The 25,000-nt window shown below is 75.0% G+C and carries 23 protein-coding genes; 8 read left to right on the top strand and 15 right to left on the bottom strand.

What is annotated here, in order from left to right; genetic code table 11:
* The first annotated feature begins 9 nt into the window (after positions 1-9).
* Positions 10-792, top strand: coding sequence for an NADPH-dependent F420 reductase (locus tag ACZ6Q9_RS32565; RefSeq protein ID WP_396831079.1), 783 nt, complete (start codon positions 10-12; stop codon positions 790-792).
* On the opposite strand, the gene ACZ6Q9_RS32560 is transcribed toward ACZ6Q9_RS32565, so the two are convergent.
* The gene (locus ACZ6Q9_RS32560; protein WP_393270838.1) at positions 720-1,433 is read right to left on the bottom strand and encodes a winged helix-turn-helix transcriptional regulator; all 714 of its coding nucleotides are present in this window, start codon (positions 1,431-1,433) and stop codon (positions 720-722) included. The genes ACZ6Q9_RS32565 and ACZ6Q9_RS32560 overlap by 73 nt on opposite strands.
* Before the next feature lie 156 nt (positions 1,434-1,589).
* On the opposite strand from ACZ6Q9_RS32560, the gene add reads away from it, so the two are divergent.
* Complete coding sequence (add, locus tag ACZ6Q9_RS32555) at positions 1,590-2,654, top strand: adenosine deaminase (protein ID WP_393460638.1); 1,065 nt, start codon at positions 1,590-1,592, stop codon at positions 2,652-2,654.
* A 10-nt stretch (positions 2,655-2,664) separates the two neighbouring features.
* Here add and ACZ6Q9_RS32550 read toward each other — a convergent pair whose 3' ends face one another.
* The 4 genes from ACZ6Q9_RS32550 to rfbD all read right to left on the bottom strand — a co-directional run bounded on the left by ACZ6Q9_RS32550 (position 2,665) and on the right by rfbD (position 7,508).
* A complete protein-coding gene (locus tag ACZ6Q9_RS32550; protein WP_393460635.1) occupies positions 2,665-3,579 on the bottom strand; it encodes a homocysteine S-methyltransferase family protein in 915 nt (304 codons plus the stop codon).
* A 173-nt stretch (positions 3,580-3,752) separates the two neighbouring features.
* Positions 3,753-4,922: an aminotransferase class V-fold PLP-dependent enzyme gene (locus tag ACZ6Q9_RS32545; RefSeq protein WP_396831082.1), complete on the bottom strand. Its 1,170-nt coding sequence runs from the start codon at positions 4,920-4,922 to the stop codon at positions 3,753-3,755.
* A gap of 643 nt (positions 4,923-5,565) precedes the next feature.
* Positions 5,566-6,594 (bottom strand): dTDP-glucose 4,6-dehydratase, encoded by a 1,029-nt coding sequence (gene rfbB / locus ACZ6Q9_RS32540; protein WP_396831084.1) that lies wholly within the window; start codon positions 6,592-6,594, stop codon positions 5,566-5,568.
* Positions 6,591-7,508, bottom strand: a complete 918-nt coding sequence (gene rfbD, locus ACZ6Q9_RS32535; RefSeq protein ID WP_396831085.1) for a dTDP-4-dehydrorhamnose reductase — start codon at positions 7,506-7,508, stop codon at positions 6,591-6,593. The genes rfbB (ACZ6Q9_RS32540) and rfbD overlap by 4 nt, the downstream gene beginning before the upstream one ends.
* 170 nt (positions 7,509-7,678) lie before the next feature.
* Between rfbD and ACZ6Q9_RS32530 the strand changes: the two genes are divergently transcribed.
* Entirely contained in the window at positions 7,679-8,251 is a 573-nt protein-coding gene (locus tag ACZ6Q9_RS32530; protein ID WP_393460623.1) for a dTDP-4-dehydrorhamnose 3,5-epimerase family protein, read from the top strand.
* A gap of 221 nt (positions 8,252-8,472) precedes the next feature.
* Here ACZ6Q9_RS32530 and ACZ6Q9_RS32525 read toward each other — a convergent pair whose 3' ends face one another.
* Positions 8,473-9,408, bottom strand: a complete 936-nt coding sequence (locus tag ACZ6Q9_RS32525; RefSeq protein ID WP_393270855.1) for a hypothetical protein — start codon at positions 9,406-9,408, stop codon at positions 8,473-8,475.
* 161 nt (positions 9,409-9,569) lie between these two features.
* On the opposite strand from ACZ6Q9_RS32525, the gene ACZ6Q9_RS32520 reads away from it, so the two are divergent.
* Positions 9,570-10,190, top strand: a complete 621-nt coding sequence (locus ACZ6Q9_RS32520) for an acyl-CoA-like ligand-binding transcription factor (protein WP_393460617.1) — start codon at positions 9,570-9,572, stop codon at positions 10,188-10,190.
* A 69-nt stretch (positions 10,191-10,259) separates the two neighbouring features.
* The gene (locus ACZ6Q9_RS32515) at positions 10,260-11,849 is read left to right on the top strand and encodes an MDR family MFS transporter (RefSeq protein ID WP_396831086.1); all 1,590 of its coding nucleotides are present in this window, start codon (positions 10,260-10,262) and stop codon (positions 11,847-11,849) included.
* 93 nt (positions 11,850-11,942) lie between these two features.
* On the opposite strand, the gene ACZ6Q9_RS32510 is transcribed toward ACZ6Q9_RS32515, so the two are convergent.
* The 6 genes from ACZ6Q9_RS32510 to ACZ6Q9_RS32485 are packed head-to-tail and all read right to left on the bottom strand — an operon-like array spanning position 11,943 to position 17,946.
* Complete coding sequence (locus tag ACZ6Q9_RS32510; protein ID WP_393270861.1) at positions 11,943-12,839, bottom strand: STM4011 family radical SAM protein; 897 nt, start codon at positions 12,837-12,839, stop codon at positions 11,943-11,945.
* On the bottom strand, positions 12,836-14,161 hold the full coding sequence (locus tag ACZ6Q9_RS32505) for an STM4012 family radical SAM protein (RefSeq protein ID WP_396831088.1): 1,326 nt from the start codon (positions 14,159-14,161) through the stop codon (positions 12,836-12,838). The genes ACZ6Q9_RS32510 and ACZ6Q9_RS32505 overlap by 4 nt, the downstream gene beginning before the upstream one ends.
* Complete coding sequence (locus ACZ6Q9_RS32500) at positions 14,158-14,961, bottom strand: STM4013/SEN3800 family hydrolase (RefSeq protein WP_396831090.1); 804 nt, start codon at positions 14,959-14,961, stop codon at positions 14,158-14,160. Before ACZ6Q9_RS32500 ends, ACZ6Q9_RS32505 begins: the two co-directional genes overlap by 4 nt.
* Complete coding sequence (locus ACZ6Q9_RS32495) at positions 14,949-16,058, bottom strand: STM4014 family protein (protein WP_396831092.1); 1,110 nt, start codon at positions 16,056-16,058, stop codon at positions 14,949-14,951. Before ACZ6Q9_RS32495 ends, ACZ6Q9_RS32500 begins: the two co-directional genes overlap by 13 nt.
* Position 16,059: 1 nt before the next feature.
* The gene (locus ACZ6Q9_RS32490) at positions 16,060-17,007 is read right to left on the bottom strand and encodes an STM4015 family protein (RefSeq protein WP_393270870.1); all 948 of its coding nucleotides are present in this window, start codon (positions 17,005-17,007) and stop codon (positions 16,060-16,062) included.
* 6 nt (positions 17,008-17,013) lie between these two features.
* Positions 17,014-17,946 (bottom strand): STM4015 family protein, encoded by a 933-nt coding sequence (locus ACZ6Q9_RS32485; RefSeq protein WP_393460599.1) that lies wholly within the window; start codon positions 17,944-17,946, stop codon positions 17,014-17,016.
* Between the two features lie 292 nt (positions 17,947-18,238).
* Here ACZ6Q9_RS32485 and ACZ6Q9_RS32480 point away from each other — a divergent pair, with 292 nt between their 5' ends.
* The 3 genes from ACZ6Q9_RS32480 to ACZ6Q9_RS32470 all read left to right on the top strand — a co-directional run bounded on the left by ACZ6Q9_RS32480 (position 18,239) and on the right by ACZ6Q9_RS32470 (position 22,796).
* Entirely contained in the window at positions 18,239-19,048 is an 810-nt protein-coding gene (locus ACZ6Q9_RS32480; protein WP_393460596.1) for a SigB/SigF/SigG family RNA polymerase sigma factor, read from the top strand.
* Between the two features lie 350 nt (positions 19,049-19,398).
* A complete protein-coding gene (rfbB, locus tag ACZ6Q9_RS32475; RefSeq protein ID WP_393460593.1) occupies positions 19,399-20,409 on the top strand; it encodes a dTDP-glucose 4,6-dehydratase in 1,011 nt (336 codons plus the stop codon).
* A 200-nt stretch (positions 20,410-20,609) separates the two neighbouring features.
* The gene (locus tag ACZ6Q9_RS32470; protein WP_396831095.1) at positions 20,610-22,796 is read left to right on the top strand and encodes a heavy metal translocating P-type ATPase; all 2,187 of its coding nucleotides are present in this window, start codon (positions 20,610-20,612) and stop codon (positions 22,794-22,796) included.
* Here ACZ6Q9_RS32470 and ACZ6Q9_RS32465 read toward each other — a convergent pair.
* The 3 genes from ACZ6Q9_RS32465 to ACZ6Q9_RS32455 are packed head-to-tail and all read right to left on the bottom strand — an operon-like array spanning position 22,747 to position 24,994.
* Positions 22,747-23,424 (bottom strand): lysoplasmalogenase, encoded by a 678-nt coding sequence (locus tag ACZ6Q9_RS32465; RefSeq protein WP_396831096.1) that lies wholly within the window; start codon positions 23,422-23,424, stop codon positions 22,747-22,749. The two genes, ACZ6Q9_RS32470 and ACZ6Q9_RS32465, sit on opposite strands and share 50 nt — an antisense overlap.
* Positions 23,421-24,272 carry a sterol desaturase family protein gene (locus ACZ6Q9_RS32460; RefSeq protein ID WP_393460584.1) on the bottom strand — a complete coding sequence of 284 codons (852 nt, stop codon included), beginning with the start codon at positions 24,270-24,272 and terminating at the stop codon, positions 23,421-23,423. Before ACZ6Q9_RS32460 ends, ACZ6Q9_RS32465 begins: the two co-directional genes overlap by 4 nt.
* Positions 24,269-24,994, bottom strand: a complete 726-nt coding sequence (locus ACZ6Q9_RS32455; protein WP_393460581.1) for a FadR/GntR family transcriptional regulator — start codon at positions 24,992-24,994, stop codon at positions 24,269-24,271. Before ACZ6Q9_RS32455 ends, ACZ6Q9_RS32460 begins: the two co-directional genes overlap by 4 nt.
* Positions 24,995-25,000 lie beyond the last annotated feature (6 nt).

Genomic DNA, 25,000 nt, shown 5'->3' with positions numbered 1-25,000 from the left:
GCCCCGCCCATGATCGTCGGCATCATCGGGCGCGGTCGGATGGGATCGGCCCTGGCCAGGGCGCTTGCGGCGCACGGGGGGCCGGTGCTGATCGCCGGTCGCGGCGACCCGGTACGGCCGCCCGACCCCTTCGCCCCGTACCCCGGAATCCGGTCCGTCCCGACGGGCGCCGTCGTCGCCGGGGCTGACCTGGTCGTCCTGATGCTGCCGTTCGCCGCCGCCGTGGAGCTGGCCCTGGCCGGCCGGCTCGACGACGGACGAGGGCGTACGGTCATCGATGCGACGAACCCGCCGCAGGCTGGTGTCGCCCCGCCCGCTCCGGCCGGATCCGGGGGACGGTTGCTAGCGGAACTGTTACCGCAGTGGCGCGTCGTCAAGGCGCTCAACACCGTGCCGGCCGGCATGCTCGACGAGCCCGTCCTCGACGGACGCCCGGTCACCGTGCCCCTGGCCGGCGACCACCCGCCGGCCAAGGCGCAGGTGAGCGCGTTGCTGCGCCGGCTCGGGTTCGCCCCGGTGGACGTCGGCGGCATCGACCGGGCGCCGGCGCTGGAGTCCCTGGCCGACCTGTTGATGGCGATCAGCAGCCGGCACGCCCTCCGGGGCCGGCTCGGTTTCCAGGTCGCCCTCGCGGAGCCACCGGCCGCGGTGGACGGTGGGCTGTCCGGGCCCGCGTACGTCGAGCTGAGCCACCGCGCGCCGGCCGCCGGTGGCGAGCGTCAGCGCCGGCCGGCGCCCGCCGCGGAGAGCGCCCGCTCGCCGGCCGGCCGGCCGCCGAGGCCGAGCAGGTAGAGGCAGCGGGGGAGTGCCGCCGGCGGGCCGGTGACGGAGACCGCCCCGCTGACCACGGCCTCGACCGGCTCGATCGCGCCGCTGCCGAGATCGAAGAAGGTCCGGGCGTCGGTGGCGACCCGCAGCGTGGCGTCCGCGCCGGCCGTCCCCTGCACCGTGCGGGCCTCGCCGTCGGCGACGCGGACGTGGAACACCTCGCCCTCGATGTCGAACTCGTAGACCTCGTCGGCGAGGGCCCGGGCCGGGTCGACCATGGACTCGATGGCCAGCACGGCCCAGGAGGCCCGGGTGACCGAGGCGCCCGTGCGGACGGGCTGCTCGGCGAGCAGCGTCAGCCCGAACCGGGCCAGCACCAGGACCGGCTCCCGCAGCTTCTCGCCCAGCTCGGTGAGCGCGTAGCCCGCGGTGCGCCGTTCGGCGTCCAGCGGCTCGATGATGCCGGCCTCGGTCAGGAAGGCCAGTCGGTCGGCGAGCAGGTTGGTGCCGATGCCCGGCAGGGCGTCCAGCAGGTCGCGGTAGCGGCGAGGCCGGACCAGCAGCTCGCGGATGATGAGCAGCGTCCAGCGTTCACCCACCACATCCAGTGCGAAGGCCAGCCCGCATTGCTGGCCGTACGTCCGACGGTCCCGTTGCTCTTTCACGGCGCTCCTCGATGCCGCAGCGCGGACTCGGCCGCGCTTCTTTACTTAGACATAGTACATGACTGCCTCTTCCAGATTGCCCTCCTGCCTGCGGAAATTCCCGTGCCGCCGATACGCCCCATTTTGTCCATCCGCGACCTGCCTAGAATCGGCCCGGTGACGACCGCCGTACCGGCCGGGCAGGACCTCACCGACGTCCTTGCCCGCCTGCCCAAGGTCGAGTTGCACGTGCACCTCGAAGGGTCGGTGCGGCCCCGCACCCTGCTCCGGATCGCCCGCCGGCACGGCCTCGACCTCGGTCGGCTCGACGAGGCGGCGGTGGTGGAACTCTTCCGCTTCCGCGACTTCCGCCACTTCACAGATCTGTACGAACAGTGCTGCGCGGCGCTGCGCGACCCGGCCGACCTCGAGCTGATCACCGAGGAGCTCGCCGACGAGGCGCACCGGCAGAACGTCCGCCACCTGGAGGTGACGTTCAGCCCCGGCACGCACCGGCGGGGGGCGGGCATCCCGTTCGACGAGCAGCTCGACGCCGTGGCCCGGGGCGCCGAACAGGCCCGCCGCCGCACCGGCGTCACGATGCGCTTCGTCGTCGACCACGTCCGGGGCGGGCCGCCGGAGGAGTGCCAGCAGGTCGCCGAGTGGGCGGTGGCCGGCGCCGGCCGGGGAGTGGTGGCGCTCGGCCTCGGCGGTTTCGAGCCGCGGCGCCCGGCGTCGCTGTTCGGGGAGGCCGTCCGGTGGGCGGCGGCGCGGGGGATGCCGTTCGTGCCGCACGCGGGCGAGGCGGTGGGGCCCGAGGGCGTCTGGGACTGCCTGCCGTTCCGCCCGCCGCGCATCGGGCACGGCATCCGGGCGGTCGAGGACCCGCGGCTGGTGGCGGCGCTGCGGGACCGGGGCGTGGTCCTCGAGGTCTGCCCCACCAGCAACCTGCGTACGGGTGTGGTCTCCGAGCCGGGGGCGCACCCGCTGCGCCGGTTGTGGGACGCCGGGGTGCGGCTCACCCTCAACACCGACGATCCCAGCATGTTCCACACCGACCTGCTCGCCGAGCACCGGCTCGCCGTCGAGTGGCACGGTTTCACCGTGGCCGAACTCGCCGCCATGACGCTGATCGGGGTCGACGCCGCGCTGCTGCCCGCGGCGGAGCGCGCGGCGCTGCGCGAGCGGGTGACGACCGAGCTGGCGGAGCTGGGCGTGACCGCCGCCGGCCTGCCCGCCTGAGCCCGCACGGTCAGCCCGGGCGCGGCGCCAGGCGGGACCGCAGCGCGGCGATGTGCGCCGGGGTGGTGCCGCAGCAACCGCCGACGACGCCCAGCCCGACCGGGCGCCAGGCCGTCCAGAGGTCGGCGAAGGCGTCGGGCGTCAGGCGGGGCGGGAGATAGCGGTCCACCGGGGTGGCCGGCGGCACCCCGCTGCGGTCCTCCACGTTCGGGTACGCGCCGAGCAGGCCCGGCCCCGCAGCGCGGAGCCGTCGCAACGCCCGGTCGGTGCCCGCCGGGTCGGTGCAGTTGACCAGGACCGCCGCCGCGCCGGCCGCCCGTACCGCGTCGGCCGCCGCGGCGACGTCCTCACCGGACAGCAGGCGGGCGTCGCCGGTGCAGACGAAACTCACCCAGGCCGGCAGGCCGTGCTCGCGTACCGCCCGGGTGGCGGCGACCGCCTCCCGGACGGTGTTCATGGTCTCGACCAGCGCCAGGTCGACGCCGGCGCGGGCGAGTCGGTCGGCCAGCCAGCCGTGCTCCCGCCGCAGCACCGCGGCGCCGGGCACCAGGTCCGGCCGGTAGCAGTCCTCGACCGGAGCGACGGAGGCGGCGACGAGCACCCGCCGGCCGGCCACCGCCGGGTCGGCCGCCTGGCGGGCCAGCGCCACGGCGGTACGGACCAGACCGGCGGCCGTGGCCTCGTCCGTCCCGGCCCGGTACGCCGTCCGCAGGGTGGTGCGGAACGTGTCCGCGGTGAGCACGTCCGCTCCCGCCGCCACGTACGCGCCGTGGATGCGGGAGACGAGGCGCCGGCCCTCGGCGTCCAGCAGGCAGCGCGCCGTCCACCACGGGGCGGACACGGAGCGGCCGTGCCGTTGCAACTCGGTGCCCAGCCCGCCGTCGAGGACCAGCGGCCCGGACGTCGACGCCCCCGGTACGTCCACCGGCGCCTCCCCGCCCCCGCCGGCCCCGCTCGCCGTGGCCGGCTGCCCGATCGTGGCACGGTCGGCCCGGCCGGCACGACGTCCGCGCGCCGCCGGAGGGGAACTCCGCAAGCTGTGAGACAGGCGCGGCCGGGCCCCGCCGGCCACGCCGGTGCCGTACCCGGCCGGCGGGGTCAGGCCCGGGGGGAGGCGATCGCCGCGACGCCCCCGAGCAGCGCCCGCACGTCGTCCCGCGTCGTGTAGCGCGCCACCCCCGCGCGCAGGGACTCGGGCGCGTCGGGCGACACGGCCCGCAGCGCCGGCTCCGCGCCGAAGGTGCCGTGCCCCACGGTGATCCCCTCGGCGGCGAGGACCGCCGCCACCTCGGCCGCGGACCGGCCGACGACCTGGAAGGACACGATCGGTATCGGGGACCTGCCGTCCGGACGGCCGAGGACGCGCACCCCGTCGATCATCCGCAGGCCGCGGGCCAGCAGGTTGGCGAGGCGTTCGCCGTGCCGGAACACGGCCGAGCGGTCCCAGCGGAGCAGCACCTCGGCCGCCACTCCCGCGGCGAGGACCGCCTCGATGCCCGGCCCGCGCGCCACCCCCGGCCGGTCGCTGGTCCGGGCGACCACCGACCGGGGCCGCCCGTCGCGGTTCCACAGCACCCCGCACCGGGGGCCGTACCACTTGTCGGCGGAGGTGACGAAGGCGTCGCAGCCCCACGCGGCGACGTCCACGAACCGGTGCGCCGGCGCCTGCACCCCGTCCACGAAGATCCGCGCGCCGGTGGACCGCGCGGCCGCACAGATCGCCGGGATGTCCGGCGCGCTGCCGAGGACGTTGGAGCCGGCGGTGACCGCGACCCACCGGGTACGCGGGCTGAGCTGCTCGGTGACCGCGTCGACGGTCAGCTCGCCGCTCGGCGACAGGTCCGCCACCCGGACGACGGCACCCTGCCGCCGGGCGGACTCGCGCCACGGGTCCACGTTGGCCGCGTGGTCGAGAGCCGTGCACATCACCTCGTCGCCGGGGCGGAGTGCGGGTGCCACGGACCGGACGAACTTCTCGGTCAGGCTCGTCATGTCGGCGCCGAACGACACGATGCCGCCCGGTGCCCCGATCAGCGTACGGAACCGGCCGGCCGCCCAGTCGAGCACCGTGCGGGACCGCGGGTGCGCGACGTCCGCGCCGGCCCGCGCGGGATACCGGGTCATCACGTCGCGGACCGCGTGGTGCACCAGGGTGCCGGCGGGAGCGTCGAACCGGGCGGCGCCCGGCCGCAGGTCGGGGAACTGCTCCGTGACGGGCCGTGTCACCAGGGCGGTGAGGGGCAGCGCGTCCAGCTCGCCGAAGGTCATCTCAACGAGGGGGATCAGATCGGCGCGGCGGTCGTACGGACGCGCGCGGTGGTGCCGGTCGGCAACGGGGAACCAGGCAGAGCACGGTCCCGACAGGGCACCGGCACGGTGTCTCCTCGATGGGCGCATGTGGACATCGCGTTCGTCGCAGCTGCGTGCTATCCCAGAGTCGTACTGACGGGCCGCAGGGGACGGCTCCTCTCAGTTCGGCGAAAAGTATCACATCCGGCGCGTACGGGCGAGCCCGTGACGACGGTGAGTGAGTTTCGCCCGTGGTCGTGGCCGACCACGTGCTCGTACCCGGCGCGATCCCGCCCGGCTACGGCATGAGCCCGGGCCCACCCGGTCCGACGTCGGTCGCCGCCGGGTCGGCGTCCGCGTCGGCACCGTGGGGGTCGCCCCACCACCGCCAGAAGTCCGCGCCGGTGGCCGGCGCCCGTCCGGCGGGTGCGCGACGCCGCGGGCCCGTCCGCGCGTCCGGATCGGCTGCGGTCCACCAGGACAGATGCCGCGGGTCGACCTCGGGCACCTCGGCGCTCCCGTCGGCTCCGGCGACCCGGGGACCCTCCGGCGGGGCTCCACCGTGACAGGCGACGGACACCATCGCGGACCTCCCGTCCGGTGTCGATCGAGGACAGTCAGGCTAACCCGCCGTCCGTCCCGGGCGGTCTCCCAGCTTGCGCAACACCGGGCGGCGCCGGAGCGGCTCCCACCAGGCGCGGTTCGCGCGGTACCAGGCGACCGTCTCGCCGAGCCCGTCGTCGAGGTCCTTGCGCGGCGCGTACCCGAGCTCACATCTGATCTTGCTCCAGTCGACCGCGTAGCGCCGGTCGTGCCCCTTGCGGTCCTCGACGTAGCGGATCCGGTCGGGGCCGGCGCCGCAGGCCGCCAGCAGGCGATCGGCCATCTCCCGATTGGTCAACTGGGTGCCCCCGCCGACGTTGTAGACCTCCCCGGCCCGGCCCCGCGTCCGCACCAGCTCCAGCGCCCGGACGTGGTCGTCGACGTGCAGCCAGTCGCGCACGTGCAGCCCGTCGCCGTAGAGCGGGATGTCCCCGCCGTCGAGCAGGTTCGTGATCGCCAGCGGCACCAGCTTCTCCGGGTGCTGGTGCGGGCCGTAGTTGTTGGCGCAGCGCGTCACCCGCACGTCGAGCCCGTGCGTCCGGACGAAGGCCAGGGCGAGCAGGTCGCTGGCGGCCTTCGCGGCGGCGTACGGCGAACTCGGCAGGACCGGGTCCGTCTCCGGCCACGTGCCGTGCTCGATCGACCCGTACACCTCGTCGGTGGAGACGTGCACGAAGACCGCGCGGTCGCCGTGCCGCCGCCGGACCGCCTCCAGCAGCGTGTAGGTGCCGAGCGTGTTGGTGCGGACGAAGTCACCGCCGTCGGCGATGGACCGGTCCACGTGGGACTCGGCAGCGAAGTGGACGACCTGGTCGTGCTCCGCCACCAGCCGGTCCACCAGGTGGCTGTCGCAGATGTCGCCGCGGACGAAACGGTAGGCCGGGTGGCCGGCGACGGGGCGCAGGTTGGCGAGGTTGCCCGCGTACGTCAACTTGTCCAGCACCGTGATCCGGACGCCGCGCGGTCCCGCCGGCCGCAGCAGGGTGCGGACGTAGTGCGACCCGATGAAGCCGGCGCCGCCGGTGACGAGGATCCTCGTCGCGTTCATGCCGACCTCCGTCGCGTGCGGTCTCCGCCGGCCGGCTCGGCCCGGCCCCGCTCCTCGGCCACGGCCGCCTCGATCATCCGTCGCCACGGCGGCAGCGGGCCGAGGCCGGCCCGCGCCCACCCGTCGTGCCCGAGGACGGAGATCCGTGGCCGCCGGGCGGGCCGGGCGGCGAGCGTCCCGCTGCCCGTCGGGCGCACGCGGTCCGGGTCGAGCCCGTGCAGCGCGAAGACCGTCCGGGCGAAGCCGTACCAGGTGGTCCGGCCGGCCGCCGTGCCGTGGTAGATCCCGGCCGGCGCCCGCCCGGCGGCGGCCAGCCCGGCCAGCGTGACCAGCCGGCCGGCGAGCGCGCGCGCCCAGGTGGGCTGGCCGTGCTGGTCGTCCACGACGTCCACGAACTCCGTCTCGGCGGCCCGGCGCAGCACCGCGCGGACGAAGTTGGGGCCGTGGCGGCCGTACAGCCAGCCGGTGCGGACCACGTAGCCCCCGGCGGGCAGCAGGCCGCGCACGGCCCGCTCGCCGGCGAGCTTGCTGCGGCCGTACGCGTTCAGCGGGGCCGGCGGAGCGTCCTCCGGCCACGGCACGGTGGTCTCGCCGGAGAAGACGTAGTCGCTGGACAGGTGGATCAGGAGCGCCCCGCTGCGCGCACACGCCCGGGCCAGGTTGGCCGGGCCGGCGCCGTTCACCGCGGTCGCGCCGGCCTCGTCCGACTCGGCCCCGTCCACGTCGGTCCAGGCGGCGGCGTTGACGACGACGTCGTGGCCGGGCACCGCGTGCCGGACCGCGGCGGCGTCGGTGATGTCGAGCATGGCCCGGTCGAGGATGGTGTGCCGGCCGCCGGCGAGGACCTCGCCCAACTCGCGGCCCAGCAACCCACCCGCGCCGGTCACGAGCAGTCGTGGCGTCGGCGCGCTCATCGCCGCCTCCGGTGCGTCATCGCCACGCCCACGCCGTCGGCCTTATCGTCCACAATGGATCGATGGTGTCCCGGCGTGGCCGGTGGACGCCGAGTCGGTTTTCCGATTCGCTGGCTCGACGGCCGGCCGTGACCGGCCCGCGAGTTCCGCGACGGGTGAGGAGGACAGTGGTGGACATCCGGGCGCTGACGATCGAGGGTTCGTGGCTGGTCACCCCGGAGCAGCACCACGACGACCGGGGCCTGTTCCTGGAGTGGTACCAGGCGGGCCGCTTCACCGAGGCGGTCGGACGGCCGTTCAGGGTGGCGCAGTCCAACGTCTCCGTCTCGGGACGGGGGGTGATCCGAGGCATCCACCTGGTGGACGTGCCACCCGGCCAGGACAAGTACATCACCTGCGTCTCCGGGGCGGTGCTCGACGTCGTGGTGGACCTGCGGGTGGGCTCGCCGACCTTCGGCCGGTGGGAGGGGGTGCGCCTGGACGACGTCGACCGCCGCGCCGTCCACCTCGACGCCGGGCTCGGTCACGCGTTCTGCGCGCTGACCGAGCCGGCCACCGTCGTCTACCTCTGCTCGTCGCCGTACGACCCGGCGGCCGAACGCACCGTCAACCCCCTCGACGCGGAGCTCGGGATCGCCTGGCCGGAGGGGCCGCGTCGGCTGTCGCCCCGCGACGCCGCCGCCCAGACCGTGGCGCAGGCGCTGGCCGGCGGAGTGCTGCCGGCCTACGTGCCGCGCGGGTAGCGCGGCGCGGCGCCGGCCGGGCGTCACCCGCCGCACCCGGGCGGCGTGCCGGCGGCCGGGTGCAGCGCGTCGGCGGCCGGCCCGGGTCGGGGTCGGGCCGGCGCGGGGACACCGACGGCGGTGCCGCCGGCCGTGGCCGGCGGCACCGTTGCGCGGGCGGCGTGGTCGCGGCGACCGGCCGCCGCCGCGGGTCCGGCGCCGGCCGGCCCGCCCGGCATCGCTCACCTGCTGTTGTACGGCATGGTCGGGAACCATCCGTAGTCGAACATCGCCGGTAGCCGGACGTCCCAGTAGACGACCATGAACACGCCCAGCGCGATCAGCATCCCGCCGGTCAGCGCGGCGGTCCGGGACGGGCTCGCCGCCAGCCAGCTCACGAAGCGGCCACGGGTGAGCACCACGATCAGGGCGAACAGCGCCGTCACGACGGCCACGTTGCCAATGGACTGCAGGACGAACGCGCCGGCGCCGTAGAGCGGGTTGCCGGAATCGACGGCCCAGTGGAAGAGCTTGTTGAACAGGGGGTACGGCCGGCCGATCAGGAAACCGCCGACGAGGGCGCCGAGCACCACGACCCGGGCCGCCGGCCGGTGCGCGAACGGGTCCCGCAGCACCCCGAGCGCGGCCAGGCCCAGGTAGACGAAGGCCAGCCCGATCAGCCCGAACACGACCATGGACTGGACCAGCCGTACCGGGAGACCGCCGACCGTGGCCGTGGAGAGCTGCGGCAGACCGTCGCCGACCAGTACGCCGACGAAGCCGTAGACCGCGGCGACGGCGACCATGCCGGCCGTGAGCCAGCCCACCGGCCGTACCAGGCTGCGCAGCCCGGCCCTCGTCGCCCCGCCCGCACCGGCCTGGCTCATCGGGCCGATGGACGCCGCCATGGCGATGTTGCAGGCGGTGAACGTGCCGGCCAGACCGGAGACGAAGGCGAAGACGAGACCGGCCAGGGTGCCCCCGATCGCGGTCGCCTTGGCGTCGCGGCCGAGCATCGCGTTGGCCACCGAGTCGCCGATGACGTGGTCGACGAATTCGTAGGACCACAGCACCGACAGCAGCACGCCGGCGGCCGTGGCGCCCAGCACGATCCGTCCCCGCCCGGCCGGTGTCGCCCGGGGGGCGACGGCGGCGGCTCCTTGCTCAGTGACAGTCATGACTGGATTTTGGGCGACCGGCCGCCGGTCGGTGTTCTCGCAGGTTGCCCGATGCCCCGCGGGCCCGACTGCGCCCGGTGACCCGCCGGTCGGCCAATGGTCCGCGTCACGTCGGGGATAATTTCTTGCACAAAGTGCAAGATCGCTTGTAGCGTTCCCGCGTGCACACCGCCGAGACCGAACCCGGCCCCGGCCGGCGCGACCGCAGGAAGCGCCGGACCCGGGCCGCGCTGACCGAGGCGGCGCTCCGCCTGGTGGCCGAGCGCGGCCTGGCCCAGGTGACGGTGGAGGAGATCAGCGAGGCGGCCGGCGTCTCCCCGCGCACCTTCTTCAACTACTTCGCCTGCAAGGACGACGCGCTGGTCGGCGACCACGCGGGCGACGCGGCGCGGCTGGTCGCGCGCCTGGCGGCCGTGCCGCCGGAGGTGCCGGTGCTGGCCGCGCTGCGGGCCGCGCTCGCCGACGTGGTCGACGAGGTGCGCACCGAGCGCGAGCTGTGGTGCCTGCGGATGGAGGTGGTGACGCGCAACCCGTCGTTGCTGCCCCGCCTGGTCGCCGGCAACGTCGAGACCGAGCGGGCCATCGCCGAGGTCGTCGCGGCGCGGGTCGGGGTCGACCCCGACCACGGCTACCCGGCACTCGTCACCGCCGTGGCCGGCGCGGCGGTGCGAACCGCGATGACCCGGTGGGCCGCACACCCTGACGGACCGGACCTGGCCGACCTCGTCGACGAGGCGTTCGCCGCGCTCGCCGCGGGCCTGCCGCGGCCCGACCCGTCCTGACCCTGCCAGCCTCCTTCCGGGGAACGGTCCCCGGACGGCCCGTGAACCCGCACCCGTGAGGAAGCGTCAATGACCGCCACCGTGCCCGCCGAGACCCCCGAGGTCAGCGCCGGCCGCATGTCCCGCCGAGAGGTGCTCCAGGCACTCTCCGGCCTGATGGTCGGCATGTTCGTGTCGATCCTCGCCTCCACGGTCGTGGCGAACGCGTTGCCGCGCATCATCGCCGACCTGGACGGCTCCCAGACCGTCTACACGTGGATCGTCACCACCGAGCTGCTGGCCATGACGGCGACCGTGCCGCTGTGGGGCAAGATGGCCGACCTCTACAGCAAGAAGCTGCTCATCCAGCTCTCCCTCGGCCTCTTCGTGGTCGGCTCGCTGATCGCCGGGCTGACGCCGAACGTCGAGGTGCTGCTGATCAGCCGCATCGTGCAGGGGGTCGGCGCGGGTGGCATGACCGCCCTGGCCACCATCGTGATGGCGGCGATGATCCCGCCCCGCGAACTGGGTCGCTACGCCGGCATCTTCGGCGCCGTGTTCGGCGTCGGCACCATCGCCGGCCCGCTCATCGGCGGCGTGCTGGTCGACACCTCCTGGCTCGGCTGGCGGTGGTGCTTCCTGATCGGGGTGCCGTTCACCCTGCTCTCGATCTTCCTCCTCCAGCGCACCCTGCACCTGCCGGTGACCCGCCGCAAGGTGCGGATCGACTGGCTCGGGGCGCTGCTCATCACCTCCGGGGTCTCCACCCTGCTGATCTGGTCGTCCCTGGCCGGCAACTCCTTCGCCTGGGCGTCCGGCTGGACCGCCCTGATGGTCGGCGGCGGGATCGCCCTGCTGGCGCTGGCCGTCGCGGTGGAGGCCCGCGCGGAGGAGCCGATCGTGCCGCTGGGCATCTTCCGTAACCGGACGGTCTCGTTGACCACCATCGCCAGCGTGCTGGTCGGCGTGGCGATGTTCGGCGGCACGGTGTTCCTGTCCCAGTACTTCCAGATCTCGCTGGGCAAGTCGCCGACGGTGGCGGGGCTGATGAGTCTGCCGATGATCTTCGGCCTGCTGGTCTCGTCGACGATCGCCGGCCAACTGATCACCAAGACCGGCCGGTGGAAGCGCTACCTGGTCGCCGGCGCGGTGGTGATGTCGGTCGGCATGCTGCTGCTGGCCACCATCGACGCGCACACCAGCGGGCTGCTGCTCGGCGTCTACATGGCGGTGCTCGGCGTCGGGGTCGGCATGCTGATGCAGAACCTGGTGCTCGCCGCGCAGAACGACGTGCCCGCGCAGGAACTGGGCGCCGCCACCTCCGTGCTGACCTTCTTCCGCAGCATGGGCGGCGCGATCGGGGTCAGCGCGCTCGGCGCGGTCATGGCCAACCGGGTCGCCTCGCTGACCGCCGAGAAGCTCGGCCCGCTGGCCGGCGGCGCCGCGGGGGAGGGCTCCGCCGAGGTGCCCGACCTGTCCACCCTGCCGCCGCCGGTGCTGCGGATCGTCCAGGACGTGTACGGGACCGCCACCGCCGAGCTGTTCCTGATCGGCGCCCCGTTCGCGCTGCTCGCCGTGGTGGTCGTGCTGTTCATCCGGGAGAAGCCGCTGCACACCCTCAGCGGTGAGGAGCGGCGCGCCCGGGAGGAGGCGGCGGCCGCCATGCCCGGCGCGCACTGAGGTTCGCCCGATCGACGGAGGGGGCGGCCCGGCCCGCGCCGGTCGCCCCCTCGCCGGGTGGCAAGGGCCCGCCCGCCCGGGCCGGCGCGTCGCTCAGGACGGGCGGAGCCGGGGCGGGGCGACCGGCACCGGCGGGCGCGCCGACGGCCAGGCCGCCGGGATGCGTTCCAGCAGCCCACCGGCGAAGACGTCCCGCAGGCCGAGCGGCTTGAGGTGCACATACCCAATGTGGCAGTCGCAGGTCGCGTTGGCGCACGGGCGGGGCCGCAGGGCCGGCCGCCACGAGCCGTCGTACAGGTTGCCGATCGGTTCGGCGATGAAGTGACACCGGCGCACCGTGCCGTCTCCGAGCACGGAGACGGCGGTCTCGCCCGCGTGGCAGGGCCGGTCGAGCGACACGTGCGGGCGGACGCTGAAGCCGAAGAGCGGATCCAGCTCCGTCCAGACCGCCTCCTCGGCGGCGTCGTAGCGCCGGCCCTCGGCGGCGTTCACCCACAGGTAGACCTCGGCGGGCAGGGCGGCCCGCAGCGCCCGTGCCTCGCCGAGGTGCTCCGGCAGGCCGACCACGCCGACCGAGTATCGGATGCCCAGCTCGGACAGTCGCAGGCAGCGGCGCAGGAAGCGGTCCCGGTCGACCTGGCCGGGGTGGTAGGTGGTCCACAGGGCGGCGGCGCGGGGGTCGGCGTCGGCCAGCCAGTCCACCCGGGCGGCGAGGTTGGTCTGGATGACGACCCGGTCGACGTGCGGCAGGTGCGACAGCGACACCATCGCGTCCCGGTACCAGCTGCGGGTCAGCCCCTCGCCCCACGGGGTGAACAGCACCGACAGCCGCACGTCGGTGGTGGCCGCGACCCAGCCGGCGAAGCGGTCCAGGGCGGCCCGGTCGGCGCGCAGCAGCTCCGGCGGGTCGTGCCGCTTGGCGAAGGGGCAGTACGGGCAGTCGTAGTTGCAGCTCGCCAGCGGGCCCCGGTAGAGGATCGCCAGGTTCACCTCGGCACGTACCCGGTCATCGCGTCGCGGACCCGGGCCGAGGTCAGCCACGGGCCGACGGCGTCGGAGCGGGCCAGCCCGGCCGGGGTCAGCCGCAGCCCGCCGTGGGTGGCCCAGCCCCGGTCGACCAGGCGGCCCAGCTCCGGGAAGTCGTCGCCGGGCGGGCGGCCGAACCGGGCCCGGTAGGCGGCTGCGTCGACGCCGTCGACGCGCAGCAGCGACTTGAGCAACCACCGGCGGCGCTGCTCGGCGCCGTCGAGGGTGAACCCGAACTCGGCGTGCCGGAAGTCGTCGGCCGGGCGGGTCACGTAGTCGTCGAGCACCGCCCGCACCTGCGAGACGCCGACCGCGTAGTCGAACGAGTAGTGCAGGCTCGTGGTGTAGGAGCGGGCGCCGCAGCCCAGCCCGACCATGCCGTCGTCCTGGCAGCAGTAGTCCGGCCCGTCCGGCGCCGGCACGTCGGCGCGGCGGAACTGCCGCATCGACTCCTGGCGGTACCCGGCCGCGCCCAGCGTCGCCACCGCCTGCTCGTAGAGGGCGAGCCGCTGGGCGTCCCAGTCCGCCCGGTCGTGCGCCCGCCGCCCGAGCCCGGTCAGCGGCCGCACGTACAGCGGGTAGAGGTAGAGCTCCTCGGGGCGCCACGCCAGCGCCGCGTCGAGGCTCTCCCGCCAGGTGTCGGCGGTCTGCCCGTCGATGCCGTAGATCAGGTCGATGTTGAGCACCGGGATCCGGGCGTCGCGGATCGCGGCCAGGGCCGCCTCCACCTCGGTGCGGCGCTGCGGCCGGCCGGCGGCGCGGGCCTCGGCGTCGAGGAAGCTCTGCACGCCGATGCTCACCCGGGTGGTGCCGTGCGCGGCGAGCACCGCGAGCCGGTCCGGCGTCGCGGTGGCCGGCGAGGTCTCCACCGACAGCGGTACGCCGGGCAGCCGTGTCCCCGTCGTGGTGGTGGCGACGTCGAACAGCTCGGCCAGCTCGTCGGCGCTCAGGTAGGTGGGGGTACCGCCGCCGAACGCCGCGCGGGCGTACCCGGCGTCGGCGCCGAGCGCGTCGGCGACCCGTTCGGCTTGCCGGCGCAGCTGCCGCAGGTAGCCGGTCACCTGCTCGGCGGGGGCGTTGGCGCGGGTGAACAGGTTGCAGAACCCGCAGCGCATCTCGCAGAACGGCACGTGCACGTAGAGGAAGAGCGCGTCGCGTGCCTCGGCCCGCCACACGTCCGCCAGCAACGGCCGGGGCCGCAACGGCCGGTACGAGGTCTTGTGCGGGTACGCGTACAGGTACTGCTGGTACGGCGAGCCGTCGAGGCCCGTGTCGGTGCTGGTCACCATTCTCCCGGGTGCAGGGTGAAGTGGGCGTACGGGACGCTCCACACCACGTCGTGGCCGATCCGGTGGCCGGTGTGGCCGTCCTCCCCGTACGCGGTGCCGTGGTCGGCGCAGACGATCGCGAACACCGGCCGGCCCCGGCCGGTGAGCAGGGCGAACAGCCGGTCGATCCGGCCGTCGACGTACTCCAGGGCGGCGGCGTGGCTGGCGAGGTCGTCGGCCCGCGCGCCGGGCAGATAATGCCGGTTGGGCTGGTGCAGCGCCGCGACGTTGAGGAACGTGAACAGCGGCTGCCCCGCCGGCACCCGCGGCAGCACCTCGGTCAGCCGGTCGAGCTGGGCGTCCAGGCAGGTGGGGGAGGTGACCCCGAACTCCGGCTCCCAGTGCGCCTCGGCGAACAGGCCGGGCAGCACCGCGCCGAGCGGGCTGCGCCGGTTGAAGAACCCGACCCCGCCCAGACAGAGCGTGTGGTAGCCGACGCCGGCCAGGGCGGTCGGCAGGTCCGGCGCGTCGAACACCCACGTGTCGCTGCCTGCGGTCTCGCTGCCGGGGAAGGCCGCCGCGTACAGCCGCTCGTGCCGGCCGGGGGCGACCGGGGTCGGCAGGAAGCCGGCGAAGAACGCGTGGTGCGCGGCGTAGGTGAAGCTGGCGGGGGAGTGCCGGCGCTCCCACCGACCGCCGGGCAACGCCCGGGCGAGGTGCGGCGTCCGCCCCCGCTCCGCCAGCTCGGCGGCGACGTCGTAGCGGAGCGTGTCGAGGGTGAGCAGGAGCAGGTCGTGGCTGCCGATCAGACTCCGCACGGCAGCACCTCCGCCCCGGCGGGGGCGCGACCGGCCGCCGCCGACCGCCAGCGCAGCCACCGGCCGTCGGTCAGGGCGTGCACCTGCTCGGCGTAGGTGTCCCGGCCGTCGGCCAGCACCCCCGGCAGCAGGTCGCCGAACGCGTTGACCTCCGCCACCGCGTGCCGCCGCCAGCCGACGAGGAACATCAGGTCGATCCCCACCTGGAGCGTGCGGGGAAAACACCCGGCGACCCGCTCGCAGGTCTCCATCGCCGCCGCCCACGCCGCCGGCCCGGCGGCCGCCCGCAGCGCGGCGAGGTCGCCGCGGGCGTTGCCCAGGTGCAGGTTGGTCAGCGGCCCCCGGGCGGCCCGCACCACGGCGTGGGTGGGCCGCCCGGCGACCACCACCACCCGCAGGTCGACCACCCGGTCGCCGAGCCCCGCCTTGGGCAGCCACCGCTCCACGTGCAGGCCCTCGGGCGCGATCCGGTCGACGATCGCGGCGACCTGCGCCTCGTCGGTGTAGCGGCGGGGCCGCAGCGAGTTGAACAGCCCGTCGGGGGTCGTCTCGACCGTGGTGACCGCCTGCACCCGGCGCCCGGCGACCGCCAGCGCGACCACCCCGGCGGCGGACGAGCCGTGCGCGGGCTTGACGAACACCCGGCCCCAGCCGGCCGCCGCCATCGCCGCCCGCAGCTGCGCCCAGCCGTGCACCGGGGGCAGCGCGGCCGGCACCGGCACCCCGGCGGCGGACAGCCGCGCGTGGCAGCGCCGCTTGTCGCACATGACGGCGACGTCCGTCGGGTCGTTGAGCAGCTCCGCGCCGCCGGCGGCGACCCGGCCCAGGCCCCTGAGCAGCCCGGCGTACGTGTCGGCCAGGCCGACCAGCTCGCCGTGCCGGGCCGGGACGGCGGCCCGGCGCAGCAGCCGGTCCACCTCGGCGTCCTCCCCGGGCGAGTCGACCCGCACCAGCGCGCCCGGCGCCGGCGGGGCCGCCCCGGTCAGCACGTCGGCCCAGGGCAGCACCGCGGGCCGGGGCAGGCCGGCATCGAGGACCGCCCGGGTGAACAGGCCGACCCGACGGTTGGCGGGGTTGCCGACGACGGTCAGGCGCATGTCACTCCGACACCGCCGTGTAGCGGTAGCTCTCGCCGTCGTACTCGTCGGCCTCCTGCGGGTCGGACACGTCGACCCGGACGCCTGGCAGCGCGGCGACCACCGAGGCGGCCATCTCCTCCGAGAGGTAGTGGTGGTGCAGGTCCAGCTCCGCCAGGTGGCTCAGCGGCTGCCCGGCCAACAGCCCCGCCGCGCCCCGGTCGCCGAGCGTGCCCAGCGACAGGTCCAGCCGTTCCAGGCGCGGCACCACCGCCGCCCTCGCCAGGGCCTCGGCGAGGTCGTCGGCGATCTCCGCGTTGCGCAGCCCGAGCCGGCGCAGCGCGCCGAACCGCTCCCCGGCCAGCAGCGGGGCCAGGTCGGACACCTGTGCGTCGCCGCCGTAGTCGGAGGTGCCGAGCCACAGCTCCAGGTCGGTCAGGGCGGGCAGGTCGGAGTCGAGCACCGCGCCGACGAACGCCCGCGACAACCCGCCGGTCTCCACCGCCAGCTCCCGCAGCCGCGCGTGCCGCGCGGGAGAGAACGCGAGGTCCTCGCCGCCGCGGACGCGCAGCACCTCCAGCTCCGGGTACGCCGTGAGCAGCGGGCTGACGTCGCCCACCCTCATCCAGGAGACCTCGCACTCCTCGCTGGTCATGTCACCGAGGAAGAGGGCCCGCAGGGCGGGCAGCCGGGGCGCCGCCGCGCAGAGCTGCGCGATCGGGGCGGGGTTGAACGCCGCGTACCCCCACGCGCCGACGACCAGGGACTCCACGGACGGCCCGGCCTGCGCGACGAACCGGTCGAACGCCACCCGGAACTCGTCCGAGAGCTTGTAGTCGGCGGTCTCGTCGAAGTGCCACAGGGAGAACCGCCACGAGACCGGACCGTCCACCGTGGGCAGCGGCCCGTCGACCGGGACGTCGACGACCGGTCGACCGGCGAAGGTCCGCGCGTGGGAACCGAAGGCCACGGCCGGTCACTCCCCGACGGCGGTGTAGCGGTAGCGGGTGCCGTCGTACTCGTCGGCGGTCTGCGGGTCCGACACGTCGACGCGCACGCCCGGCAGCGCGGCGACCACCGCCGCGGCCATCTCCTCGGAGAGGTAGTGGTGGTGCAGGTCGAGCCGCGTCAGGTGGGTCAGCGGCTGGCCGGCCAGCAGCGCCTTCGCGCCCTCGTCGGTGAGCGTGCCCATCGACAGGTCGAGGACCTCCAGCCGCGGGACGACCGGCGCCGCGGCGACGGCCGCCGCCACCACGTCGGCGATCTCGGCGTTGCACGGTGCCAGGTGCCGCAGCGCGGGCAGGCCGGCGCCGGCCAGCACGCCGGCCAGGTCGTCGACGGTCGCGTCGCCGCCGTAGTCGGACCGGCCGAGCCACAGGTCCAACCGGTGCAGGGCCGGCAGCTCGCAGGCGCCGACGGCCCGCACCACCCCGGCCGGCAGCCCGCCGGACTCGAACCGCAGTTCGCGTAGCGCGTCGTGCCGGACCGGCTCCAGCCGCAGGTCCTGCGCGCCGCGCACCCACAGCACCTCCAGCGACGGGTACGCCGCGAGCAGCGGGGTGATGTCGCCGTGCCTGAGCCAGGAGATCTCGCACTGCTCGTAGGTCAGGTCGGCGAGGAAGACCGCCCGCAGCGCGGTCCACTCGCCGGCCGCCGCCACCAACGCCTCCACCGGCAGCGGCCGCTCGTACGCCTCGCCCCACTCGCCGATCACCAGGGCGCGCACCGCGTCGGCCGGCACCTGCTCGCGCAGCGCCTGCACGAGGCCGGCGAACTCCTCGGGCTCCGCGTCGAAGTCCTCGACCTCCAGCCGCCAGGCGACCGCCGACGGGTCGTCGGGGAGGGGCATTCCCGGTGTGAACGGCAGCACCGGCAACCCGGCGAACGACGACACGTGCGAACTGATCACGCCTACCTCCGGTCGACTGGTGCAGCGGCGGCGAGACCGTAACAGGTGTGCCCGACAAGATGATCAGCGGCGGCCGGTGGCAGGCGCGCGCGGCCCGCTGCCGCCGGCGGCGGTGCGCCACGGTGGCGGGGGCGGACGACGGCGGCGAGACGCCCACCTCCCTTTTCTACCTATTGAGGCTTTCGTCCATCAGCCGTTCGGTTGATGTGGCTACAGCCTTTGGTCTAGGGTGGGCTGCACTGCGGTCGACGCCCCCGGGTGCCGCCGCGCCGTGCGGGACAGGAAGGCCAACATGATCACCACGACCACCGCGCCGACGACCACCACCGACGCCAGCACCACGGCGGCCGGGGACGAGTCCCGCGCGAGCGAGCTGATCGCCGCCCTCGCCGCACTGCCCGAGGGGCACCCCGACCGGCCGGCGGTGCGGGAGCGGGCGATCGAGGCGTGGCTGCCGCTGGCCCACCACCTCGCCTACCGCTACAGCGGGCGCGGCGAGCCCACCGGCGACCTGGCCCAGACCGCCGCCCTCGGGCTGATCAAGGCGGTGGACCGGTTCGACGCCTCCCGGGGCGTCGACTTCGCGGGCTTCGCCATCCCGACGATCCTCGGCGAGATCAAGCGCCACTTCCGCGACCGCACCTGGAACATCCGCGTCCCCCGACGGCTGCAGGAGCTGCGGCTGCGCATCTCCGAGGCCAACGGCACCCTCACGCAGACGCTCAACCGGGCCCCGACGGTCGCCGACATCGCCGCTTACCTCGACATCACCGAGGAAGAGGTCCTGGAGGGCCTCGAGGGCGCCCGGGCCTACAACGCCGTCTCCCTGTCCACCCCCATCGGTGACGGCGACAGCGCCACCGAACTGGCCGACACGCTGGGCGCCGAGGACGGCGAGTTCGAGCTGGCGGAGCTGCGGGTGGCCCTCGGCCCGGCGCTCGCCACCCTCGACGAGCGGGAGCAGAAGATCCTCACCCTGCGCTTCTACGGCAACCTCACCCAGAGCGAGATCGCCGCCCGGGTCGGCGTCTCCCAGATGCACGTCTCCCGGCTGCTCGCCCGCGCCCTCGGCAAGCTGCGGGGGCAGCTCGCCGACTGCTGAGTCGGGCTTTCCGCCGCACCGGCCTCCATACGTCAGCGAGGGGCCCTTCCGTACGCCTCCGACAGAGGAAGGGCCCCTCGCTGACGCTGCGCGCCGGCGGCCCGCCACCGGGCCCGGGCCGCTTCGGGGCACCGGGCACGCCTGCGACGGCCACCCTCCGCGGCGACGCTGCTGGCATACGCCGCAACGGCCGGCCGTCCGTTCCACCGGGCGGCCGGGCACACTCGTCCGGGTGAACCACCCACGCGGGCCCGCCGACGGCGGGTCGCGTCGCATGGACTGGCCGGACGTCGCCGACGGACCCTCCGGTGCCACCTCGGAGGCCCGCCGGGCGAAGGTAGGAGAGATCAATGAGCACGATTCTCGTGACGGGCGCGGCGGGCTTCATCGGCTCCAACTTCGTCCGCCACTGGCACCGCGCCCACCCGCGCGACCGGGTGGTCGCCTTCGACCTGCTGACGTACTCCGGCACGCTGGCCAACCTCGCGGACCTCGGTGACGCGGTCACCTTCGTCCAGGGCGACATCCGGGACGAGCCGGCCGTGGCGCGGGCGCTGCGCGAGCACGGGGTCGACGTCGTGGTCAACTTCGCCGCCGAGTCGCACAACTCCCGCGCGGTGCTGGGCCCGACGGCCTTCTTCGAGACGAACGTGCTCGGCCCGGTCGCCCTGATGGAGGCCGTCCGGCGGATCGGCCGCGACGGCATCCGCTTCCACCAGATCTCCACCTGCGAGGTGTACGGGGACATGGCGCTGGACGACCCCGGCGCTTTCACGGAGGACTCGCCCTACCTGCCGCGTACCCCGTACAACGCGGCGAAGGCCGGGGGCGACCACGCCGTGCGGGCCTTCGGGCACACCTACGGGATCCCCTTCACGATCACCACCTGCTCCAACAACTACGGCCCGTACCAGTTCCCGGAGAAGGTGATCCCCCTGTTCGTCACGCACGCGTTGCGGGGCATGCCGCTGCCGGTCTACGCCTCCAGCCGCAACCGCCGCGAGTGGCTGCACGTGGCCGACCACTGCCGCGCGGTCGAGGCGGTGCTGCTGCACGGCCGGCTGGGGGAGACGTACAACGTGGGCAGCGGCGTCGAGGTCGACGTCGAGACGCTCGCCGACGCCGTGCTGCGGGAGCTGGGTCTCGGCGCGGAGCTGAAGCGACGGGTGCCCGACCGGCCCTCGCACGACCGGCGCTACCTGCTCGACTCCGGCAAGCTGCGCCGTGAACTGGCCTGGGAGCCGAGGATCGGGTTCGGCGACGGGCTGAAGGCGACGATCGCCTGGTACCGGGAGCACGAGAGCTGGTGGCGGCCGCTGCTCGACCGCGTACAGGTGGCGGAGGAGACCGCGTGGCGGTGAGCCGGCGCTGAACCCGTCCGCCGGGCGGCGCGCGGCCCGGCCTCCCGCCGATCGCGGTGATCCCCGGCCCGGCGACCCCCGGTTCTCCTACAGTGGTTCGTGCGTCCGGTCGCACGCGGGCCGCCCGCCCCGGCGCCCGAACGCGGTGGCGGCGGCCGGTGGGCCCGGGCCCGGTGTGGCCGCGGGAACGGGGGTTCGGGTTGTTCGCACGGGCGTTCCGCCCGCACCGTGACGCGGCCCGTTCGCCGGGCGGCCACGGCCAGGGCCACGACCGAGCCGCGCACGGCGGGCCCGACGACCACGGCGGGCCCGGCCGGCACGGCGGATCCGGCGAGCAGGCGGGGCACGGCGGGCACGACAAGCACGCCGGTCACGACCCGGAGCAGTTCCGCCGCAAGTTCTGGCTGTGCCTCGCCCTCACCGTGCCGATCGTGCTGACCAGTCACCTGGTGCTGGACTGGTTCGGCTACGCCCTGGACTTCCCCGGCAGGAGCTGGGTGGGCCCGGTCCTCGGCTCGGTGGTCTTCCTCTACGGCGGCTGGCCGTTCCTGGTGGGCGCCGTACGGGAGGTCCGCGACCGCGCCCCGGGGATGATGCTGCTGGTCTCGATGGCGATCACGGTCGCGTACGCCGCGTCGCTGGCGACCAGCCTCGGCGCGTTCGACCTGGACTTCTGGTGGGAGCTGGCGGCGCTGGTGACCATCATGTTGTTGGGGCACTGGCAGGAGATGAAGGCGATCGGCCAGGCGCAGGGCGCCCTCGCCGCGCTGGCGGCGTTGCTCCCGGATGACGCCGAACGGCTCGACGACGGCACCCCGCACCGCGTGCCGCTGGCCGAGCTGCGGGTGGGTGACGTGGTGCTGGTCCGCTCCGGTGGCCGGGTGCCGGCGGACGGCTCGATCGTCGACGGGTCCGCCGAGTTGGACGAGTCGATGATCACGGGGGAGTCGCGGCCGGTGCCGCGCGGCGTGGGGGACCGGGTGGTGGCCGGCACGGTGGCCACCGACTCCGCGTTGCGGGTCCGGGTCGACGCGGTCGGCGAGGACACGGCGCTGGCTGGCATCGGCCGGCTCGTCGCCCAGGCTCAGGCGTCCAGTGGCCGGGCGCAGGTCCTGGCTGACCGGTTCGCCGCGATGCTGTTCTACGTCGCGACCGCCGCCGCGTTGGTCACCTTCGCCGCCTGGTGGGCGCTGGACGACCCGGTCCAGTCCGTGGTCCGGTCGGTGACGGTGTTGGTGATCGCCTGCCCGCACGCCCTCGGGCTGGCCATTCCGCTGGTGATCGCGTTGTCCACCGCGGTGTCGGCCAAGGCCGGCATCCTGGTCAAGGACCGCCTCGCGTTGGAGCGGATGCGCACCGTCGACGCGGTGCTGTTCGACAAGACCGGCACCCTGACCAAGGGCGCCCACACCGTCACCGCCACGGCCGCCGCCAGCGGCACCACCGAGGACGAGGTGCTGCGGATCGCCGGCGCGGTCGAGGCTGACAGCGAACACCCCCTGGCCAAGGCTCTGGTCAAGGTCGCGCAGGACCGGGGGCTGCGGGCGACCGCCCGGGACTTCCGGTCCCTGCCCGGCCGGGGGGTCCGGGCCGTCGTCGACGGCACCACCTGGGCGGTCGGCGGCCCCGCCCTGGTGCGCGAGGTCGGGGCGGCCGTGCCGGACGACCTCGCCACCGTGACCCGGGGCTGGTCGTCACGCGGTGCGGCGGTGCTGCACCTCGTCCGGCTGCCCGCCGACGGGCGACCCGAGGCGGTGGGCGCCTTCGCCCTGGAGGACGAGGTCCGCCCGGAGGCCCGCGCGGCCATCGCCGAACTACGCGAGCACGGCGTACGGACGATCGCGATGATCACCGGCGACGCCCGGCCGGTCGCCGAGGCGGTCGCCGCAGACCTGGGCTTCCGGCCGGGCGTCGACGAGGTCTTCGCCGAGGTGCTACCCGCCGACAAGGACCGGGCCGTCGCCGACCTGCAGGCCCGCGGGCTGACCGTCGCGATGGTCGGCGACGGGGTCAACGACGCCCCGGCCCTGGCCCGCGCCGACGTCGGCCTGGCCATCGGCGCCGGCACCGACGTCGCCATCGAGTCCGCGGGGGTCATCCTGGCCTCCTCCGACCCGCGCGGCGTCATCGGCGTGCTCCGGCTGTCCCGCGCGTCGTACCGGAAGATGATCCAGAACCTGGCCTGGGCAGCCGGCTACAACGTGGTGGCGATCCCGCTGGCCGCCGGCGTCCTGGCCTGGGCCGGGGTCGCGCTCAGCCCGGCCGTCGCGGCGGTGCTGATGTCCGCCTCCACCGTCGTGGTGGCGGTCAACGCGCAACTGCTGCGCCGGGTGCGGCTCACCCCCGCACAACCGGCCGGCGGGAGGGCGGCACGGCCGGGGCGGTGACCGCCTGTGCGCGGCCGCCGGCGCCGCGCGTGCGGCCGGTCGCCTCGGCCCATCCGGCGGTGATGAGCAGCAGGGCCGCGATGTAGGTGGTCATCACGGCCAGGCTGTGGCCGGGCAGCGTGGTGCCCGCGGCGTCCAGCCCGATCAGCAGGTCGGAGACGAGGAACAGCGCCCCGCCCACGGCCGCCCGGCGGGAGACGCCGGTCGCGGCGGCGGCCATCAGGCTGAGCGCGAGGCTGTAGCCGAGGACCGGCAGCCGCAGCGGGCCGAGGGCGTTCCACAGCGCGACGTTGGCCGCCGCCCAGCAGACGAGGTAGCCGACGACCGCCGCGACGGGCGGCCGCCGGTGCCGCAGGAAGGCGGTCAGGAAGCCGACCTGGGCGCCGAGGAAGCACCCCATGCCGACGAGGAACGCGGTGCGGCCGGAGAGCAGCAGCGCGACGTCCCCGGCGGTGGCGAAGACCAGCCCGACGGCGACCCCGTCGATGCGCCGGCGCGCCCGCAGCAGGTACGCCAGCAGCACCGGCGCGAGCAGGGGCTTGGCCAGCCACTGCAGGGCGGTCACGTCGGCCGCGACGCCGATCAGTTCGACGGCGGCCACCACGCCGAACGGCCAGAGCCGCCTCATCGGACGGCGACCGGCTGCGCGTGCGGGACGGGCTGCCAGCCGGGCCGGCCGAGCACGTAGCCGAGCCGGTGCCGCCAGGACGAGGCGGCCCGCGCGTCGGCCCAGATGGCCCGGTACTCGTGGGTCGCCACCCGCAGCGGGTTGTACGTGTCGATGTTCTTCGTCAGGCCGTACCGGACGGGGGCGCGCTCCGGCTCGAAGGTGCCGAACAGCCGGTCCCAGACGATCAGGATGCCGCCGTAGTTGCGGTCCAGGTACTCGGCGTTGGCACCGTGGTGGACCCGGTGGTGCGACGGCGTGTTGAAGATCCACTCGACGGGGCGAGGCAGCACGGTGATCCGCTCGGTGTGCAGGAAGAACTGGTACAGCAGGCTGACCGACTGCTGGAGGAAGATCATCCACGGCGGGATGCCGAGCAGCGCCAGCCCGAGCCAGAACGGGATCGACGTTATCGGCGTCCAGCTCTGCCGCAGCGCGGTCGAGAGGTTGAAGAAGACGCTGGAGTGGTGCACCACGTGCCCGGCCCAGAGCAGCCGCACCTCGTGGTGGGACCGGTGGAACCAGTAGTAGGCCAGGTCGTCGGCGAAGAACAGCAGGACCCAGGTCCAGACGCTGGTGGGGGAGAGCTGGATCGGCGCGACCGTGTACGCGGCGGCGTAGAGGCCGATCGTCAGCAGCTTCCACGGCACGCCGATGACCTGGCTGCCGGCGCCCATGGTCAGGCTGGTGGCGGTGTCGCGCAGTTCGTACCCGCGTTCGTCGTCGTCGGGCGCGAAGCGGTAGGAGAGCGCCTCGACGGCGATGAGGAGCAGGAACGCCGGTACGGCGTAGAGCACGGCGGGGATCATGCCCGGGCTTCCCTTCTCGGCGGTGCGGCGGGGGTGGCGAGGGGGGCGGTGAGCAGGGCGCGTGCCTCGCGGGCGGCGTCGGAGGCCCGGCCGGCGACGATGGCGTCGGCGAGCCGGCGGTGGCCCGCGACGTCGAGCAGTTCCGCGGCGCGCCGCTCCGGTGGCACCTCGCCGACGGCGAGCGCGCCGGCCACCAGGCTGTTGAAGGCCAGCAGGTAGGCGGTGTTGCCGGAGCCGGCGACGATGTGCCGCCAGAGCACGATGGTCGCCTCGCCCATTCCGGCCAGGTCCGGCGCGAGCCCCGCGTACTCCTCGACGGCCCGCGGGATCGCGGCCCGGGCCGCCGGGTCGCCGCGCTCGGCGCAGAGCCGGGCCGCGTCGACCCCGACGCAGGCCCGCATCTCCAGCATGTCCCGGACGAGGGTGTCGACCGGGAGGGTGTCGTGGAAGCGGGTGAGGGAGAGCGCGAGGTCGAGCCCGGCGTGCACCCGCCAGTCCAGCACCCGGGTCGCGCCGCCCTGGCTGACCCGGACCAGCCCGAGCTGCTGCAACCGGCGCAGCGCCTCGCGGACGGCGTGCCGGTTGACCCCGAAGGTGGCGGCCAGCTCCCGCTCCCCGGGCAGGGCGTCGTCGGGGCGGTAGGAGCCGCTGACGATCGCGTCGCGGATCTGGCCGAAGACGTGGTCGGAGACGGAGGAGCGGGGGACGGGGGCGAAGTCCATGCCGAG

This window comes from Micromonospora sp. NPDC049139 (genome assembly GCF_055586845.1).
Note: the sequence above shows the minus strand (reverse complement) of the source record. Positions and strands in the feature narration are given on the sequence as shown.

Coding starts and splice junctions, on each gene's coding strand:
- ACZ6Q9_RS32465 (WP_396831096.1), bottom strand. CDS start 23,424: ATGAGGCGGCTCTGGCCGTTCGGCGTGGTGGCCGCCGTCGAACTGATC.
- ACZ6Q9_RS32565 (WP_396831079.1), top strand. CDS start 10: ATGATCGTCGGCATCATCGGGCGCGGTCGGATGGGATCGGCCCTGGCC.
- ACZ6Q9_RS32455 (WP_393460581.1), bottom strand. CDS start 24,994: ATGGACTTCGCCCCCGTCCCCCGCTCCTCCGTCTCCGACCACGTCTTC.
- ACZ6Q9_RS32525 (WP_393270855.1), bottom strand. CDS start 9,408: ATGACTGTCACTGAGCAAGGAGCCGCCGCCGTCGCCCCCCGGGCGACA.
- rfbB (WP_393460593.1), top strand. CDS start 19,399: ATGAGCACGATTCTCGTGACGGGCGCGGCGGGCTTCATCGGCTCCAAC.
- ACZ6Q9_RS32495 (WP_396831092.1), bottom strand. CDS start 16,058: ATGCGCCTGACCGTCGTCGGCAACCCCGCCAACCGTCGGGTCGGCCTG.
- ACZ6Q9_RS32480 (WP_393460596.1), top strand. CDS start 18,239: ATGATCACCACGACCACCGCGCCGACGACCACCACCGACGCCAGCACC.
- ACZ6Q9_RS32545 (WP_396831082.1), bottom strand. CDS start 4,922: ATGACCTTCGGCGAGCTGGACGCGCTGCCCCTCACCGCCCTGGTGACA.
- rfbD (WP_396831085.1), bottom strand. CDS start 7,508: ATGAGCGCGCCGACGCCACGACTGCTCGTGACCGGCGCGGGTGGGTTG.
- rfbB (WP_396831084.1), bottom strand. CDS start 6,594: ATGAACGCGACGAGGATCCTCGTCACCGGCGGCGCCGGCTTCATCGGG.
- ACZ6Q9_RS32460 (WP_393460584.1), bottom strand. CDS start 24,272: ATGATCCCCGCCGTGCTCTACGCCGTACCGGCGTTCCTGCTCCTCATC.
- ACZ6Q9_RS32515 (WP_396831086.1), top strand. CDS start 10,260: ATGACCGCCACCGTGCCCGCCGAGACCCCCGAGGTCAGCGCCGGCCGC.